Raw genomic sequence first — 18,055 nt, 5'->3', positions numbered from 1 at the left:
GCACTTAGGCTCAGGCCACTCTGTACGAACCAAAGATATCATCGCAATCTTTGATTACGCCCTTTTGGAAAATGGACTGTCGGGCAGGAAAATCGTTTTCTGCCTGGAAGACGGCGAGGACAGCGCCAAGTCCGCTGTGCTCACGGACAAGGCGGTATATTTATCCGCTATTTCAGCGCTGACTTTGAAAAAAAGATCTTCACTCAATACTTTTATATAGATTTATATAGATTTTTGCATGATAGGAGAATGACATGGCTGAGGAAAAGAACCTTACGGAGTCTGAGCAGATTGCTCTGAACGCCATTGAGGAATTGCAGCAGGAGCCTGCTCCTGACACTGCCGGGATTGAAATCCATACGTCTGAGGATGCGGCAGAGGTGACTGCCGTGGACGCTGACTACGGCGCCGACCAGATTCAGATCCTGGAGGGCCTGGAGGCTGTCAGGAAGCGCCCTGGTATGTATATCGGCTCCACCTCAGAGCGGGGTCTGCACCATCTGGTCTACGAGGTGGTGGACAACTCCATCGACGAGGCTCTGGCTGGTTTCTGCACCCATATCGAGGTTACCATCCATCAGGACAACTCCATCACCGTCACGGACAATGGCCGCGGCATTCCAGTGGATATGCATGAGTCCGGCAAGCCGGCGGTAGAGGTGGTGCTGACGGTGCTGCACGCAGGCGGCAAGTTCGGCGGGGACGGCTACAAGGTCTCCGGCGGCCTTCACGGCGTGGGCGTGTCCGTCGTCAACGCCCTTTCCACTTCCATGGATGTGCAGGTGAAGCGCGACGGCCTGATTCAGGAAATTTCCTTCAAGCGCGGTGCCACCGCCCAGTCTCTCCATCAGGTAGGCACTCTGGCTGAGGGCGAGGAAACTGGTACCCGTGTGCATTTCGTGCCTGACCCGGAAATCTTCACCGTCACCACCTACAACTACGATACACTCAAGCACCGTCTGCGGGAGCTGGCTTTCCTGAACCACGGCATCACTATCAAGCTCACCGATGAGCGCCTGAATGCTGAGGGACAGGGCAGGGAGAACACCTTCCACTTCGAGGGGGGCATTTCTTCCTTCGTGGAGCACCTGAACCGCAAAAAGGAAAAGCTCAATCCCACCCCCATCTACTTCAACGGCATCAAAGACGATACCGTGGTGGAGATTGCACTCCAGTACAACGACACCTATCAGGAGAACATCTTCTCCTTCGTCAACAACATCAACACCGAGGAGGGCGGTACCCATCTGGCAGGCTTCAAGCTGGCCCTGACCCGTGCTGCCAATGACTTTGCCCGCAAGCAGAATATGCTGAAGGAAAAGGACGGCAACCTTTCCGGCGATGACGTACGCGAGGGACTTACCGCCGTTATTTCTCTTAAAATCCGTGAGCCCCAGTTCGAGGGCCAGACCAAGACCAAGCTGGGCAACAGCGAGGTCCGCGGCATCGTGGATTCCATCGTCACCGAGGGCCTGTCCGAGTACTTCGAGGAAAATCCCGCCATCACCAAGAAAATCATGGAAAAGGCCATTGCCGCCAGCCACACCCGTGAGGCTGTACGCAAGGCCAGGGAGCTGGCCCGCCGCAAGAATGCCCTGGATTCCATTTCCAGCCTTCCCGGCAAGCTGGCCGACTGCTCTGTGAAGGACCCTGACCAGGCAGAAATCTATCTGGTAGAGGGTGACTCTGCAGGCGGCTCCGCCAAGCAGGGCCGTGACCGCCGTTTCCAGGCTATCCTGCCTCTGCGCGGCAAGATCCTCAACGTGGAGAAGGCCCGCCTGGACAAGATTTACAAGAACGCGGAAATAGGCACCATGATCACCGCCTTCGGCACCGGCATGAGTGATGACTTCAACCTGGCAAAGCGCCGCTACGGCAAGATCATCATCATGACAGATGCGGACGTGGACGGCGCCCATATCCGCACCCTGCTGCTGACCTTCCTCTACCGCTACATGAAGCCCCTCATCGAACACGGCCATGTCTACATAGCACAGCCGCCACTCTACCAGATCCGCAAGGGCAAGAAGCACTGGTACACCTACAGCGATGAGGAGCTGGCCAAGAAGCTCTCAGAAGTTGGCCGCGAAGGAGCCACCGTCCAGCGCTACAAGGGTCTTGGTGAGATGAACCCCGAGCAGCTCTGGGAAACCACCATGGACCCCGCCACCCGCACCATGCTCAGAGTGGATATGGAGGATGCAGAAGAAGCAGACGAGCTCTTCACCATCCTCATGGGAGACAAGGTAGAGCCAAGAAGGCAGTTCATCGAGGAGAATGCGAAGCTGGTCAAGAATCTGGATATCTGATATGCAGGAAATAGATAAAAGCTCCCCGGCAAAGGCCAGGGAGCTTTATGAGAGCGGCAGAGTGCATGGCTGCGAGGTGGGCACCACCAGAGGGCTGCAGCAGATACACAGGGCCTTGTTCGAGGGACTGTATGACTTTGCCGGAGAGATAAGGCAGCTGAATATTTCCAAGGGAAATTTCCGCTTCGCAAACAGCCTTTATCTGAAAGAGGCTTTGGCTGCTGTGGAAAAGATGCCCGAGGGCACCTATGAGGAAATCATCCACAAGTATGTGGAGATGAATGTGTGCCACACCTTTATGGAAGGCAATGGCCGGGCCACGAGGATTTGGCTGGATATGATGCTGAGAAAAAATCTGGGCCGGGTAGTGGAGTGGGCCAAGGTGGACAAGGTGCTCTACCTGCAGGCCATGGAAAGAAGCCCCGTAAATGCCTTGGAGCTGCGGGAGCTCCTGCGCCCCAGCCTCACGGAGAGGGTGGATGACAGAGAGGCCATTTTCAAGGGAATAGAGCAGTCTTATTTCTATGAGACATGAAAAACGCCCCAGGCAGATGTATGTGCCTTGGGCGTTTTGACGAAGTAAATTGTATATGCCATGTCTTTTCTGAGGGCGTGGATTTGTGCCATGATAGTAGGGAGTTGTGCACAGAGAGGCAGGTAGATGATTGATGGATTATTCTTTTGCCCACGAGTTGGGAGCTTGTGCTTATGTGGGTGATGTTGAAGCCGGAGAGCTGCGCCGGTGGCTTGGGTGGTATAGAAGGCGTGGCGTGGAGGCATTCTACCTTTACTGTGAAGAGAATTCATCCCTCCGTGCGGAGTTGCAGCGAGAAATTCTAGCAGGATGGGTAGTGCTGATGTATATTGCTTCTAGTTATGCAAAAGATAAAAGTCTGATGGCCTATGGGGATTGCGTGAAGCGTGTGCGCTATGCCTGCAGGTATCTGGCACTGCTGCGGGTGGGAGAGTACCTGCAGGGACTGGGTGAGCAAAGCATGCAGCTGATAGTGGAAAAATGTTTTGGAAATTACACTGCTGCTTTGGAGATCGAAGGCTCAGATGGCAGCAATCGCTATGTGGCCAATCCTCTTTGTATAATAGATATAGACGAAAATGGCAATATTTATAGTCCTGAAAATTATAAATTAAGGACTGTGAAGGGGCTGTTTTTTTCGCATGAAAGAAAAAAAAGTATTGCTCTTTTATCTCATGTGATGGCTAGGAATGGTGCGCCCTTGGCCCTTTTGAGTGTGGCAAAGATACTGAAAGAGGCTGGATATGAGGTAGAAGTTTATTCGATACTACCTGGACCGATGGAGAAGGAATTTGAAAAGCTGGGAATTCCTGTCACTATTGATCCTAAGGTTCATGGGATTCCTCTGGAAGATCAGCCCTGGTATAGAGAATATGATTTGATATTTGTCAATACTGCTGTGATGGTAGGGTGCTTTAGAAAAGAATTGACGGGGCCTCATGTTATATGGTGGCTCCATGAGAGCAAAAGCATTCTGGAATGGTGCGGTATTAAAGCGGAAAATATTTCAGATTTAAAACACGAAAGAGTGCATGCTTTGGCTGTCAGCGAGGTGGCAAGGCGTGATTTTGCAGATCTAGCTCCTTACTTTCCCGTGGAGGGCATACTGACTTTAGGGGTGGCAGATTCTTTCACGGGCAGAGCGAGGGAAAAAAAGCCAGGAGATGCTTTTGTCTTTATGATGACTGGCACTGTAGAAAAGAGAAAAGGTCAGGACATCTTTCTGAAAGCAATAGGGTTGATGAAGGAAGAGAACAGGAAGAAATGTCGATTTTATTTGGTGGGAGAAAGTGGGCAAAGCACGGAACCAGGATATGAGGATGAGGTTAGGTCTCTGGCAGCTAGGTATCCTGAGGTAGAGCTCATGCCTTTCCAACCTCATGAGAAAATACTTGAGATGTATGGTAATATTGATGCACTTGTGGTGCCGTCTAGGGAGGAGACTCTTTCGATTGTTGCTGTGGAAGCAATGATGATGGAGGTGCCTTGCATTGTGTCGGATAGTACAGGGGTGGCTTCCTTCATAGAGAATGAAAAATCAGGGCTGATTTTTTCTAAAGAAAACCAGCATGAACTGGCCAATGAAATGCAAATGATTTTAGAGGATAATGATAAGTATTGTTTGATAAAAAAATCAGGACGCTGTCTTTATGAGGAAACATTTAAATTATGCAGATTTGAGAAAAAGTTAAAAGAATTAACTGAAAAGTTGTTTGAAACTTGATGAAGAGGAAATTAGTGGTATGGAAAATGAAAATCAAATGATACACGTGTGCTATGGCATACACGATGAAAATGGGACTTATAGCAAGATATTGGGGACATCTATGTGTTCAATATTTAACAATACTGATAGCTATTTGACCGTACACATTTTATATGATGATTCATTATCGATTGAAAATAGAAATTTAATGATTAAATTAACCAGAAGTTATGGTCAGATGATAATTTTTCATAAGGTTGACTTAAAAAATTCGGTTTCAAGTTATGAATATATGGCAAATAGTGGACATACATCAGCAACATTTTATCGATTAATGTTACCTGAAATATTGACAGATGACATAAAAAAAATCATATATTTAGATGCAGATACTATAGTTAATCTTGATATTGTTGAATTATGGAATCAGTCTATGGAAATATCAGATGAAATTGCAAGTATCTGTGCAGTAAGAGATGCTTGGCTTACAACTACTGGAAGAAAAATACTGGAAGATACAGTGGGGAAATATATAGATGTAGATGATTATTTCAATGCAGGTGTATTAGTGATGAATTTAGAGAAAATACGTCTGCATGGTAATGGATATTTACTGCATATGGCAGATAAAATTCTTCGAGAACATCCTGAGTGGCGTTACTATGATCAAGATATATTGAACTATCTTTTCTCTGGAAAATGTCACATACTGCCTAATTGTTATAATCATCTTACTGAATTGGATTACAAGGGTGCATATAAAGATCCATTAGAAATAAAAATGATATTTCATTATGTTGGGATATGGCTTAATGCTCAACCAGAAAGACCATATAATCATATATTCTGGCATTATTTTTTAAAAACCCCGTGGTGTGATCGTATATTCATGATGAAGGCTTTCCAGTGCGGTTACATGCTGCTTGACAGGCAGACAGAATATCTGAGAAAATATTGGATGACATTTCACAAACGGAAAAGACATATATATATTGCCAATATCGGCAGTGAAAAAGCTGTAAAAACAGTTTGTCCGTTCTATGAAAATGATTATTTTTTTAAAGCCGAAAATCATAAGGAAATAATGTCTGCAATAGATGCTATAAATGACAAAAATGATAGTATGATTGTTATCGTGTCAGCTGATTATGATAGGTGGTATGTGTATCTCAATCAGCGTGGCTTTTATGAAGAAGTAGATTTCTTTGATGGCAGATGTCTTTTTAAACCAAGCGAGGGAGGGGCATACTTGCGAGATACACAAGCAAGAATATACAGATACATAATGGGGATGTAGTGATGGCTCATGCTTGTTGGCGATAAATTGTAGTACATTTTGTGTGGGGAATATGCGTAAATTTCAGTACGCAATCCTAAAATAATCCAAATACCTCTTGAACCTGTCCTGGGCGGTGAGGCAGGTATCACGCAGGAATACTTTCTCTTTTTCCCATTCCCTCAGCCCACGATGATAGAACATCTTCAAGTCCTCTTCGATGATGAAGGGGACTATGTTATTTTTCAGGCATTCCTTGAAAAGGATCAGCCTGCCTATCCTGCCGTTGCCATCCTGGAAGGTATGGATTCTTTCCAAACGGTAATGGAAATCCAGCAGGGCATCCAGATCCTTTTCAGCAGCGGCGTATTCTGCCAGCAGCTTTTTCATCCTGTCTGCCACTTCCTCCGGGGAGGCAGTTTCCCTGCCTCCTACCTCATTGGGGAACTTTTGGTATTCTCCTACGGCGAAGTAATCAAGGCGGGCATCGGCGGTGCCGTTTTTCAGGATGGCGTGGAGTTTTTTGAGGAGAGCTTCGCTCAAGGGGGGGCGGCTTCGTCTATGATGAGGTTGATGCACTGGAAATGATTGGCTGTTTCTACGATGTCATTCACATTCATGGTGCCGCCGGAGAGGCCTATGGTGTTGGTTTCGTAGATGTAGCTGGTTTCCTCTGCGGTGAGGCGACTGCCTTCCATGTGGTTGGAGTTGTATGTGAGCTCTATCTGGATTTTGTGATAGATGCCCCCATGGCGGCAATGTCATTAAGTTAAGCCTTCCCCTCAAGGGGCAGGCATTTGGGGCAATGATGCTTAACTAAATGACATTGCGCCCCAAGGCGGCTTTTCTCCCTGCCCAGCTTGCTGAAGGCTGTCAGGTATGGCTGTTTTTTCTCAGTTTTTACCTGCCGAGAAGCTGGACGAGCAACCATAAAAGCAGGTTTGCCGCAAGGGATGTTTCGATATTGCGAAGGAAGACCATGGCTTGCATAGCGTGCTTCTAAACACGCGAAGGGAGCCAGACACGGGGCGGCTTGTTGTGGCAAGCCGCTTTTTGTGTTTGATAATGGGCATACATTACTTGTATGTTCTTTTTCTGTTGCTTTTCTCCTAAATTTATAGTAATATTGGGATAAAAGTATTATATTAGGAGAAAATATGCGTCGTTTTGATTATGGAAAATTGAAAGAGGCTTCTTGGGATAGCCAAATTGTGTCCTATATAGCTAAGATTCAGGAGTACAAGGGACGGCATGAGCTTTATATACGCCAGAAGCCTGTGGAACTCAAGAGGCTGGTGGAGATTGCCAGGATTCAGAGCACAGAGGCTTCGAACTACCTTGAGGGGATTGTCACTACAGAGGCCAGGCTGAAGCAGCTAGTGGCCGATAAGACTATTCCTCGCAACAGAGATGAGAAGGAAATCCTTGGTTATCGCAATGTGCTGAATGTTATTCATGAGAGTTATGAGCATATACCGCTCACAGCCAATCATATACTTCAGCTCCATCGAGATTTGCTGAAATTGACTGATATATCTTATGGGGGAACTTTCAAGAATACGCCCAATGAGATTGATATGATTCTGCCTGATGGGGAAAAAATAGTGCTTTTCAGACCACTGGAACCATATGAGACTCCGGCGGCTGTGGAAGAGGCCTGCCGTAGTTTCAATGAGGCTTTGGCAAGGGAAGCAGTATCGCCGCTGATACTCATTCCTTGCTTTATACTTGATTTCCTTTGCATACACCCTTTCAATGATGGCAACGGACGCATGAGCCGTCTGCTGACCCTGTTGCTTCTTTATCGCAGTGGCTATATGGTTGGGAAGTATATAAGCATAGAGAAAGCTATTGCTGATACCAAGGAAAGCTATTATGAGGATCTGCGAATTTCTGACCAAGGCTGGCTGGAAGAACAGCATGACCCTGTGCCCTTCATTAAGTATATGCTTGGTGTGATGCTGGCTTGCTATCGCGATTTTGAACGCAGGATAACTATAGCAGAGTTAGCAGGCAGTAAGAGTACCGCTTATGATATAGTAAAAAAATATGCTTCGCAGAAATTAGGAAAGTTCACTAAACAAGATGTATTCATAAGCTGCCCCAGCATAGGCAGAGCTTCTATAGAGGCCTCATTAAAGAGACTTACGGAAGAAGGCTTTATCGTGCGAATGGGGGCGGGGAGAAGCACTTGCTATGCGAAGAGTTGAGGATTGAGGTAAAATAGGCATAAAAAACGGATATGGAAAGCCCTAGGCAGCTGGAGTTTGCCTAGGGCTTTTTCGTGGGGAAATATCTTCGATGTCTTTTCGTGGGGGGCATTTGTGCTATGGTGTTATGAGATTATGCACAGAAAGGTCGGTTGAAGGAAAATGAGCACAGAAAAGAATCCTAAAGTAAGTATTATGATGAATGAGTAGCTTAATATTAAAGATGTTTGGGAGTTAGTTTTTCCTGTGGATAGGCGACTGCTCCCAGGATTTATCTTATGGAGGGGATGGCAAGATGAAAAAAGACTGGGTTGTAAGCAGTAATAATCAAATCCTGCAGGGCACGAACGCAGCAGACAGTCTCTATGGCAATGCAGGCAATGATTACATTATTGGCAGTGATGATAACGGCTCTAGTAGTAATGATTGCGCTGATATCCTTGTGGGATGCGAGGGAAATGATACTATCCTGGCAGGAGCTGGCGATGATCTGATTACGGGAGATGCCTCTGACCTCGATGCAAGCCTGCATGGCAACGATGTACTCTACGGAGATACTGGCAATGATCATCTCTGGGGCAATGCCGGAGATGACAGGGGCATGGTTCTCCACAACGCAGTTGGCAAGCAGATCAAGTGGGCCAACTCCGATGGGCATATAAATATTTACCAGGCTTGATAGAGTATTTTTCTTGCCAGGCAGTGTATTTTGTGCTATATTGTTCTTGTAATCCCACAAGGGGAGTAGCTGAACTGCTTTTATCGTCAATACGAAGATGATTCTTCCGGTAGGGCAGGCTATTATTAGCAAGCAAGACCTTGTTCCGGGGCGTTTTCGCCTTGGAACAAGGTCTTTTCTAGTATTTTGGAGAATATTTAGGAGGAGTGGTTTGATGGAAAGTTTATTTGCTGGGATGTTTTCCCCGGAGTGGTTTGCGGCTTTGTCTGGTATTATCCTGCTGGATTTGATTCTTTCTGGTGACAATGCCATCCTCATTGCTCTGGCTTGCAAGAACTTGCCGGAGCATAATCGTGGCAAGGCTATCCTGGTTGGTGGCATGGGTGCGGTGGGTATCCGCATTGTCTGCACGCTGTTTGCTACGGGGCTTCTGGCACTGCCTTATCTGGAGTTCGTGGGCGGTGCTTTGCTGCTTTACATCGCGGTGAAGCTCTTGGTTGATCACAAGGGGGAGGAGAAGTCTGAGGCTCCTGCTTCTTTCTGGGGGGCTATCAGGACGATTCTCATTGCGGATTTCGTCATGAGCATCGACAATGTGCTGTCACTGGCCGGCGTGGCCAATACGGTGCCGGAGGGCAAGTGGAGCCTGATTATCGTTGGTCTCTTGATTTCCATTCCCATTGTGCTCTTTGGGGCACAGTTCTTCCTGCTGCTGATGAAGAAGATTCCGGCGCTGGTATATGCCGGCGCGGCGCTGCTGGGCTTTACGGCTGCCAAGCTCATGGTGGCTGATAAGGGGCTGGGAGCAGGGCTTGAGCCTTATAGTCTCTTTATGGAAGTTGGGTTTGTGGTGCTGGTGCTGGGATTGGGGTACTGGCTCAATCACAGGAGCAAAGGGGAGGCTGCTAAGGAAAGTTGAGGCAAGTAGTTGACTTTCTTTTTGTCTTTAAGTAAAATTGAGTTAGGTAATTGACTTTTTGACTTTTAATTTCATTCCGTCTGTTCATTTTCTCTGACGCAGAGAAAACGAACCAAAAGAGACAGCGGACTGAAATCACATCCTATGATTTCCGCGTCCGCGGGGCCCATCCATGGGCCCTGGGGTTCGGGGGTTCGGGGTTCGATTGGTTTGAATCGTTGAGTGTTCTTTGGGATGATTTTGATTTAGGAGGGATTGTAATGAATACCATTAAGACGGCGGCTTTGATGGCTCTTTTGATGGCTTTGATGATGGCTATTGGCGGGGCTGTTGGTGGCAAGGGGGGCATGACTATTGCTCTTATCTTGGCCCTGGTGTTCAATTTTGGTACTTACTGGTTCTGCGATACTATGGTTTTGAAATCTTATGGGGCAGAGCCTATTGAGAGGGAGCAGGCTCCTGAGCTTTATGGGCTGGTGGAGAAGCTGGCGGCTAATGCTGAGCTTCCTATGCCCCGGGTGGCTATTATCAATAGCGATGTGCCCAATGCTTTTGCTACGGGGCGCAACCCGGATAACGCAGTGGTGGCGGTTACTACCGGCATCATGCGTACTTTGAATTACGAGGAGCTTTCCGGCGTTATCGGACATGAGCTGGCTCATGTGAAGCACAGGGATATCCTGATTTCCACCATTGCGGCTACCATGGCTTCGGTCATCACTTATGTGGCCAATATGCTCCAGTGGGCGGCTATTTTCGGCAGCAGCAACAGCGATGATGAGGATAATGGGGGCGGCTTCATCGGCATGATTGCCACTATTATCCTGGCTCCCATTGCCGCCAGCCTTATCCAGATGGCTATTTCCCGCTCCCGGGAGTATGATGCGGACAAGACCGGCGCAGAGATTTGCGGCAATCCGAACTATCTGGCCAATGGCCTGGAGAAGATTGAGTACTATGCTACTCATGCCGCAGCTATGCCTCAGGCCACCCAGGCTACGGCCCACATGTTCATCATCAACCCCCTGAAGGGCGCAGGCAAGATGCTCCAGGGCCTCTTCTCCACTCATCCTGATACACAGGAGAGAATCGCAAGGCTCAGGCAGCAGGCTGCACTGATGCGTCTTTAATATGTTTTTCAGCCCCCTGCAGATATTTTGCCGGGGGTTTTAATGCGCCTTTAATAACCAGATGATATAATGCCCTTGCTGCCAGATGGCAATGATTTTCTTTATCTTTATTTTTGTTTTCAGTTTTACCAGATGACACAGCAAAGGAGCAGAATATGATGTACTACAGGATTTATTGGGAAGCAAAGCGGCTGGCATTTGATGAGAGGGGGCGGGTGAGATGAAGTCTCTCATGTGGCTTATGGGCGCCCTGATGATGGTGGCGGCTTTTTTGTTCAATCATGGCAATCTATCCCTGCATGGGAATAATGAGTTGGAGCATGATGATTTTTCCACCCTTTGGTACCCCCTGGAAATCAGCATGGATGGCGGGGAGAAGGAGTTTTACATGGATATTCCCGCCAAGGCAAGTGACCGTTCCCTTAATGCCAGGGATACGGTCTTCCGCCAGGCGGACCTTTACCAGGCCAAGGGGTCCAAGCTGATTGCCTATGTGATACATGGGGAGAAGAATGACCCACGTGGCGAGGAGGATACGGTGGGACATTTCTTCACCCCTGAGGGACTGAATGCTGCCTTTGGGCTTGATGACGCCAATCCTGTGGTGGAGAAGGAGGAGAAATTAGAGCTCCATGAGGTGCCTTTCTACTCGGTACAGGAAAAGGTAGACAGGAAAGACGGCGGCCAGCTGTCGGCCCAGATGCTGGCCCTTAACATAGTGGGGGGCGACGGGGACGTTTTCTTCGTCTGCCTGCTGTGGGATGATGAGGATGAAGAGAGCCGGGATCTGAAGGAAAAATGCCTGGATTCCCTGGGATTTTATACCATAGAGAGAGGTTGACATGAGCAGAAGAGTATATTTATTTTTATATGGAATTATTGCCCTGTTTTTTGCCTTGATGGGCCAGGCGTATTTTGAAAATCTGTCATGTTTTTGGAACTCCACTATCTTTGCCGCCACGGAGGAAAGGGAAATCTGGGTGGACCTGCCGGAGAAGATGGAGTGGCTGGAGGAGCACGACCAGGGCTGGGCTGTCCATCAGCTGAAGTGCGACAGCCTGTTCGTGGATGCCCATACTACCAGTGAAAGGAAGTCCGCGCGGAAGGAAGATATGCTGGAGAACAGGCTGGAAACCACTCTCCAGAGATACCGCATCAAATCCCCTGAGCTCACCAGCAAGGAGGAAATAACGGTCAACGACATTCCCATGGAGAAATACACCATCACCGGCACGAAGGAGGGAGAGCCCTTCGAGATAGAGGCAGTGACCATAGATACCGACCCCAATCTTTACGTTTTCACTTACTTCTACCATGAGGGCAGCAAGCAGGGCAAGGAGATGGCGGAAAAGAGCATCGAGAGCATAAGGTATAAGGAAAAGAAGAGCTGAGAAATAAGAAAACGCCTATCTTGTGATAGGCGTTTTTAGATGTTATACTTAGAGAGCACCGTTAAGCGGAGTTGTCTTCGCCCTGAAGAAAGGGCGTGAGAGCATGAATATGACGCTGTATGAGATCCTGTCACTAATCATAGCAATACTCACACTAATATTCACCATCGTTAAAGACTAACCCCGCCACTAGCCACCAACTCTTGGCGGGTTTTTTATTCTCCACTAAGGGCGAACCGCTAGGCGGTGCTCTTTTGGTAAGTCAATTATAACTTTTTTAGTGAAAAATGTCAATTTTCAAAGGCAGGTAGACAAATGGCAAAGGAAATAGAGCGCAAGTTTCTGGTGGAAGAGGGATGGCAGCCGGAGGGGCAGGGGGATTATATCGCCCAGGGGTATCTTTCGGCTAATGAGACGGCAGCGGTGCGGATTCGGATTCGCAGTGGCCATGGTTATCTAACCGTCAAGAGCAATGTGAACGGCGTCACCCGTATGGAGTATGAGTACGAGGTGCCTCTCTCCGATGCGGAGGCCATGCTGAAGCTCTGCCAGGGACCAATCATAGAGAAGCACAGGTACCTCCTGCCCGCTGGCAACGGCAGACAGTGGGAGATTGATGTGTTCCACGGGGATAATGAAGGCCTGACGGTGGCGGAGATTGAGCTGGGGGCAGAAGAGGAGTCTTTTGAGAAGCCGGAGTGGCTGCGTGAGGAAGTTTCCACGGACGCGCGGTATTTCAACTGCAATCTGGCGAAGAATCCCTACAAGAATTGGTAAAAAAATCGGCTTGAGCGGCAAAAGCTCAAGCCGATTTTTTAATTGGGGCTTATGTCCAGCGGCCTGTAGATGCCGCCTAATAGCGCGTCGTAGGCAATGCGCTTTACCGCTCTGGGATTGCTCTGCCTCATGGACATGGATTCGATAAGGCCTGTGATGAGGCCAAAGAATATGTCGTTCATTTCCGTAGAGGAGAAGTCCCCTTTGAGGATGCCTTCCTCCTTGCCACGGCGGAAGAATCCGGATAGATCTTTGTCGAATTCCTCCCATTCTGCTTCGCTGACCTGGCCGGGGAGGGGTTCCCTGCCCATGCAGCGCACGAAGGGGGCATTGTCAGCCAGGATATCAATGATTGCCTGCAGATCCTCCAGCCAGGGGGATTTTTTTTCGTTGATGATGGCTTTGATATCCCTGAGGATTTCCTGCTCCTTCCCGCCAAACTGTTGGCAGATGTTTTCCTTATTGGTGTAGATGCGGTGCAGGCTGGCCTTGCTGATGCCTACGGTTTCCGCCAGTTCTTTCATGGTGCAGCCGGGGTTGTCAGCCAGGGCGTCAGCCATTTTCGCTAAGAGTTCATCTCTATCGTAAGCCATGTTAATTTCTCCTATGCAATAGACTATACAGACAGGGTATTACAACCAGCGTAAGTATGGTAGAGGTCACCAGCCCTCCCAGTATGGCGTGGGCCATGGGGGCTCTGGCTTCCGCCCCCGGCCCCAGGGCCAGAGCCAGGGGCACCATGCCCATCATCATGGCGATGGTGGTCATGAGAATGGGGCGGAAACGGGCCTTGCCTGCCATGACCAGGGCTTCATTGACAGAGTGTCCTTCAGCCATCCTGACCTTGGCATAGTCCACCAGCAGGATTGCATTTTTGGTAACCAGTCCCATCAAGAGCAGCAGGCCGATGCCGGAAATCATGGAGAAACCGCTGCCGAAAAGCAGCAGTCCCAGGAGAGCCCCGATAAAGGCCAGGGGCAGGGCGGCCATGATGGCCAGCGGCTCCAGGAAGGACTCGAACTGGGCGGAAAGTATCATGAAGATAAAGGCCACCGCCAGCACCAGGGTCTGGATGATGCTGCCCATGGTCTCGTCCATTTCCGTGGCCTCGCCGGCACTGCCGGTGCTGACTCCTGCGGGCAGTTCCAAAGTTTCCAGCTTCTCAGCCCACTGTTCCTCAAATTCTCCCAGGGAAATGCCGCTGACGTTGGCGGAGACGCGGACTTCCATCTGCCTGTCATAGCGCCGCAAGGAGGCGGGGCTGGTCTCATATTTCCAGTCTGCCACGGAGGACAGGGGCACCAGCCGGGAAAGGCCTGCGCTGTCTGTTTTGCCTGTGGGCACCTGTATGAAGGACAACTGGCTGGGCTTTTCCCGGGCGCTTTCCGTAAGGCGCAGACGCACATCCACCTGCTCGTCCGTGTCGCTGAACTTGCCGGTTTTCTTGCCCTCAATCAGGGTGGAAACCGTGTTGCCGATCACTTCGTTAGTCACGCCCAGGTCATGTGCCCTGGCTTCCTTGGTGATTACAGACAGACGGGGAGAACCGGGGCGGTATGAGCTGGTGACATCGATGGCCCCGGGCATTTCCTCCAGAGCCTTCACCACTATATCCGAGGCTTCTCCCAGTTTTGCCATATCTGTGCCCGTGAGGCTTACGGCAATGGGGCGCTCGCCCATATCTGACAGGCCTTCCACATAGATTTTCACCCCCGGCAGGGCGTTCAGTTCCTGCCGGATTTTTTCTATGATTTCCGTCTGGCTTTCGCGTTCGTCCTTGGGGACGAGTTTCACGAACATGGATTCTGCTTCCGTGGTGCTGCTGGTGGCATAGACATGCTCCACTCCTTCGTGCTGCCGGATGATTTCTGCTATCCGCTGGGTGGAGGCTTCCTTCTGGGAAAGGGAAACACCGTCCTGCAGTTCGTATTTCACCGTGAACTGCCCCTTATCGCTGTAGGGCAGCATATCCATGCCAATCAGGTTCAAGAGGCTCAGGCTGGCCAGGAAGAGGAGCAGGGCTATGAGGGCTGTCTGCTTGCGATGTTTGGCGAGTATGGTGCTCAGCAGTTCACCGTAACGCAGGGCCAGTCCGTCAAACCAGCGGCTGAAGGCCTGCTGTCTGGCGGCAATGAAGCCCGTGCCCTGAACTTCCGGCCGCAGGAATTTGGACGCCAGCATGGGGGTCAGGGTGAAGGAGATAAAGAGGGAAATCAGTACTGCAAAGCTGATGGTCAAGCCAAATTCCTTGAAGAAGGAGGCTATAAAGCCGGTCATGAAGCCCATGGGCAGGAATACTGCCAGCACGGAAAAGGAAGTAGCCATGACTGCCAGTACGATTTCCTTGGTGCCCAGAGCAGCTGCTTCCTGGGGATTCTCCCCTTTTTCTCTGTGCCTGATGATGTTCTCCACCACCACGATAGCATCATCAATAAGGAGGCCAATAGCCAGGCTTAATCCCAGCATGGACATGGTGTTGATGGTGAAGCCCGCCACACTCATGGCGAAGAAGGTGGCAATAAGGGAAGTAGGAATAGTCACGGCGCTGATCAGGGTGCTGCGGATATCCCCAAGGAACAGGAACACTACCAGCACGGCGAAGATGCCGCCCAGGATAAGGTCCTCATACACCCCGTGCATGGAGTCCGTGATGCGCTGGGCATCGTCACGAACTAAGTGGACCTGCACCGTGTCCGGCAGTTCCTTCTGCAGCTTAAGGAGTTCTGCCTTGACATCAGCAGCCACCTTCACTGCATTGCCCCCGGACTGCTTGCCCACTTCGATGCCAATGCCACGGATGCCGTCATAGCGGGCCACGGAAGTGCTGTCCTGGATGGTGTCACGGGTCTGTCCAATCTGGCGGAAATACACGGGCTGGCCGCCCCGCTGGGCAATCATGAGATTTTCCAGATCCTGGGGGCGGTCTACCTGTATTTTGGTGGAAAGGGAAAGGCGGCCCATGGAGTTTCTGAGCACGCCGCCGGGAGTTTCCTTCAGTCCCTTTTCCACATTGTCCGCTACTTCGGCAGGGGAGAGGGCAAAGGCTCTGAGGGATTCGGGACGCATAAGCATCTGGATTTCTCTCTTTTCCTGTCCGAAGACTGAGAGCTTGCCCACACCTGCAATCTGCTGGAGGGCGGGTTTGACCTTGTCCTCCACCAGGATGGAAAGCTCCCGCTGTGACATGTTATCCGAGGTGATAGCGATGGCTGCCACCGGGTCGGCGTTCATGTCGTAGCGGGCCACTACCGGCTCATTGATGCCCTTGGGCAGATCGTCCCGGATGGCGCTGACCTTATCCCGCACTTCCTGCGTGGCGGCAGCAGCGTCTATCTCCATGGCAAATTCTATGCCTATATCCGCCGTGCCTTCCGTGGAAGTGGAAGTGATGTGCCGTACGCCTCTTGCTTCTCCCACGGCTTCTTCCACCTTCCGCACTATCTGGCTGTCTATCTGTTCGGGCTTGGCGCCCTCGTAGGTGATCTGTACGGAGACATAGGGATAGGTCATATTGGGATATTCGGCAATGCCAAGGTTCATCAGGCTTACCGCTCCCAGCAGAACCAGGGCTGCCGTCATCACCGTGGCCAGCACAGGCCGCTTGATGCTGAGTTCTGGCAGGCTCATTTTTCCCCTCCATAAGTCGCAACTGCATCGCCGTCCTTGAGCTTGTCAAGGTTGTCGATGATAACCATTTTGCCTGCTTCCAGGCCGCTCTTTATTTCCAGCTCCTCGTCGAAAAGCTGTCCCGGCTCGATGGCAAGCTGCCTGGCTTTGCCCTCCTCCACGATGAAGATGTAGTTCTGTCCTTTCCGGGAGGTGAGGGCGCTGCGGGGCACCGTCAGCACAGAGCGGGCTTCTTCCTCAGAAAGCAGGATTTCCGCAAACATGCCGGGCATCAGGGCAAAGTCCGGATTCTCCACTCTGATCTTCACCGCAAAGAGGCGGCTTTCCCTGCCTGCCACAGGGTTGATGACTGCCACTGTGCCCGCAAATTCCCTGTCAGGATATGTGTCCACCTTCACTTTTGCTGCCTTGCCTATCTGCACCTTGCCAATATCCTGCTGCTCCACCTGCACAGTCACATAGACGGCATCAATCTGCTCCACGGTCATGAGCTGGGTGCCCGCAGATACCATCTGGCCCAGGGTCACGTTCTTGTTGGCTACCACGCCGGTGACAGGACTGAGTATGGTGGCATCTGCCAGCCTCTTTTGGGCGATGGCTAGGCTTACCGCCGCATCGTCCCGTTCGGCATTGCTGACGGCCCATTGTGTCTGGGCTGCTTCCAGATTCTGCTGGGAGGTGGCGCCGATATCCCGGAGGCTCTGCTGCCTGTTCAGGATGGCGGTGTTGTTTTCCAGATTCACCGCTGCTTTCTGCACGCTGTTTTCCGCCAGCCGAACATTGTTCAGCAGTTCCTGGCTGTCTGTGCGCAGCAGCGGCGTTCCCGCCTGCACCTGCTGCCCGTTCTCCACATTCAGCTCCTCCACCTGCCCCGAGTAGCGGGCAGAGATAATGGCAGAGGTCAGGCCCTCCACCGTGCCAGTGAGACGAAGTCCCTGCTGCATTTCCTTCATCTCTGCCCTGGTGACGCTGACGGAAAGGGGAGTCTGAGGCTTTGCTTCTTCCTTTTCCTCACCGTTAAGGAAGAACCCACCACCCAGCAGCAAGGCAAGGCCTGCTATGGCTGGCAGGAGATATTGCTTTTTTATCGTGAAGTTCTCCAACTGAAACACTCCTTTTGAGACTGAATTGACTTATTTGAGATGATGATATCATTTCGAATAAAATAAGTCAATATGGTCTTATAATATCATTCTATTATTAAATAAAATATTGTGATATAATTAGGGACAATGGGAGTAAGAAATTAAGCTCATGCCAAAAAACCGGAAAAAGAGCCCGTAGGATGATAACCTGGGGCTCTTTTTTGTGCTCAAAATTTTTCTGTGGACTGTTTGTGGAAAACTTGCTATTTTTATCCACAGCTTGTTTGTGAAACGAAGCTGAAAAAAGTTATCCACATTATCACCTGGTAATCTGTGGATTGTGTGCACAAAATATGGTGAATTTGAAGGTTTTTAGAGTAAATATAGGCGGATTTTTCCACTTATCCACATA

At 50.0% G+C, this 18,055-nt stretch carries 16 protein-coding genes; 11 read left to right on the top strand and 5 right to left on the bottom strand.

Annotated features, from left to right (window positions below; all coding sequences use genetic code 11):
• Window positions 1–254 precede the first annotated feature (254 nt).
• The 4 genes from gyrB (at window position 255) to P159_RS0106405 (ending at window position 5,846) form a co-directional block, all read left to right on the top strand.
• Complete coding sequence (gyrB, locus tag P159_RS0106420) at window positions 255–2,309, top strand: DNA topoisomerase (ATP-hydrolyzing) subunit B (protein ID WP_029542534.1); 2,055 nt, start codon at window positions 255–257, stop codon at window positions 2,307–2,309.
• Complete coding sequence (locus tag P159_RS0106415; RefSeq protein ID WP_221174074.1) at window positions 2,278–2,844, top strand: protein adenylyltransferase Fic; 567 nt, start codon at window positions 2,278–2,280, stop codon at window positions 2,842–2,844. Before gyrB ends, P159_RS0106415 begins: the two co-directional genes overlap by 32 nt.
• A gap of 133 nt (window positions 2,845–2,977) precedes the next feature.
• Window positions 2,978–4,567 (top strand): glycosyltransferase family 4 protein, encoded by a 1,590-nt coding sequence (locus tag P159_RS0106410; protein ID WP_029542530.1) that lies wholly within the window; start codon window positions 2,978–2,980, stop codon window positions 4,565–4,567.
• 19 nt (window positions 4,568–4,586) lie between these two features.
• A complete protein-coding gene (locus P159_RS0106405; protein ID WP_029542528.1) occupies window positions 4,587–5,846 on the top strand; it encodes a glycosyltransferase in 1,260 nt (419 codons plus the stop codon).
• Between the two features lie 63 nt (window positions 5,847–5,909).
• On the opposite strand, the gene P159_RS18500 is transcribed toward P159_RS0106405, so the two are convergent.
• Together P159_RS18500 and P159_RS20985 are read right to left on the bottom strand one after the other, a co-directional pair.
• Window positions 5,910–6,368: a Fic family protein gene (locus P159_RS18500; RefSeq protein ID WP_221174073.1), complete on the bottom strand. Its 459-nt coding sequence runs from the start codon at window positions 6,366–6,368 to the stop codon at window positions 5,910–5,912.
• Complete coding sequence (locus P159_RS20985; protein WP_221174072.1) at window positions 6,365–6,523, bottom strand: hypothetical protein; 159 nt, start codon at window positions 6,521–6,523, stop codon at window positions 6,365–6,367. Before P159_RS20985 ends, P159_RS18500 begins: the two co-directional genes overlap by 4 nt.
• Window positions 6,524–7,036: 513 nt before the next feature.
• Here P159_RS20985 and P159_RS0106395 point away from each other — a divergent pair.
• The 7 genes from P159_RS0106395 to P159_RS0106365 all read left to right on the top strand — a co-directional run bounded on the left by P159_RS0106395 (window position 7,037) and on the right by P159_RS0106365 (window position 12,931).
• Window positions 7,037–8,035 carry a Fic family protein gene (locus P159_RS0106395; RefSeq protein ID WP_318253523.1) on the top strand — a complete coding sequence of 333 codons (999 nt, stop codon included), beginning with the start codon at window positions 7,037–7,039 and terminating at the stop codon, window positions 8,033–8,035.
• A gap of 295 nt (window positions 8,036–8,330) precedes the next feature.
• A complete protein-coding gene (locus tag P159_RS0106390; RefSeq protein ID WP_051650200.1) occupies window positions 8,331–8,714 on the top strand; it encodes a calcium-binding protein in 384 nt (127 codons plus the stop codon).
• A 214-nt stretch (window positions 8,715–8,928) separates the two neighbouring features.
• Window positions 8,929–9,633 (top strand): TerC family protein, encoded by a 705-nt coding sequence (locus P159_RS0106385; protein ID WP_029542523.1) that lies wholly within the window; start codon window positions 8,929–8,931, stop codon window positions 9,631–9,633.
• A gap of 260 nt (window positions 9,634–9,893) precedes the next feature.
• Window positions 9,894–10,763 carry a zinc metalloprotease HtpX gene (htpX, locus tag P159_RS0106380; RefSeq protein ID WP_029542521.1) on the top strand — a complete coding sequence of 290 codons (870 nt, stop codon included), beginning with the start codon at window positions 9,894–9,896 and terminating at the stop codon, window positions 10,761–10,763.
• Between the two features lie 220 nt (window positions 10,764–10,983).
• Entirely contained in the window at window positions 10,984–11,604 is a 621-nt protein-coding gene (locus tag P159_RS0106375; protein WP_029542518.1) for a hypothetical protein, read from the top strand.
• A 1-nt stretch (window position 11,605) separates the two neighbouring features.
• Entirely contained in the window at window positions 11,606–12,154 is a 549-nt protein-coding gene (locus P159_RS0106370; RefSeq protein ID WP_029542517.1) for a hypothetical protein, read from the top strand.
• A 315-nt stretch (window positions 12,155–12,469) separates the two neighbouring features.
• A complete protein-coding gene (locus P159_RS0106365; protein ID WP_029542514.1) occupies window positions 12,470–12,931 on the top strand; it encodes a CYTH domain-containing protein in 462 nt (153 codons plus the stop codon).
• A gap of 38 nt (window positions 12,932–12,969) precedes the next feature.
• Here P159_RS0106365 and P159_RS0106360 read toward each other — a convergent pair whose 3' ends face one another.
• Genes P159_RS0106360 through P159_RS0106350 form a run of 3 tightly spaced genes read right to left on the bottom strand, consistent with a single transcriptional unit; the run spans window position 12,970 to window position 17,661 of the window.
• The gene (locus tag P159_RS0106360) at window positions 12,970–13,524 is read right to left on the bottom strand and encodes a TetR/AcrR family transcriptional regulator (RefSeq protein WP_029542512.1); all 555 of its coding nucleotides are present in this window, start codon (window positions 13,522–13,524) and stop codon (window positions 12,970–12,972) included.
• A gap of 1 nt (window position 13,525) precedes the next feature.
• Entirely contained in the window at window positions 13,526–16,558 is a 3,033-nt protein-coding gene (locus tag P159_RS0106355; RefSeq protein ID WP_029542510.1) for an efflux RND transporter permease subunit, read from the bottom strand.
• On the bottom strand, window positions 16,555–17,661 hold the full coding sequence (locus tag P159_RS0106350) for an efflux RND transporter periplasmic adaptor subunit (protein WP_029542507.1): 1,107 nt from the start codon (window positions 17,659–17,661) through the stop codon (window positions 16,555–16,557). Before P159_RS0106350 ends, P159_RS0106355 begins: the two co-directional genes overlap by 4 nt.
• Window positions 17,662–18,055 lie beyond the last annotated feature (394 nt).

Source organism: Selenomonas sp. AB3002 (genome assembly GCF_000702545.1).
GTDB classification, from domain to species: domain Bacteria; phylum Bacillota; class Negativicutes; order Selenomonadales; family Selenomonadaceae; genus Selenomonas_B; species Selenomonas_B ruminantium_A.
This window is presented reverse-complemented; position numbering and strand designations above follow the sequence as displayed.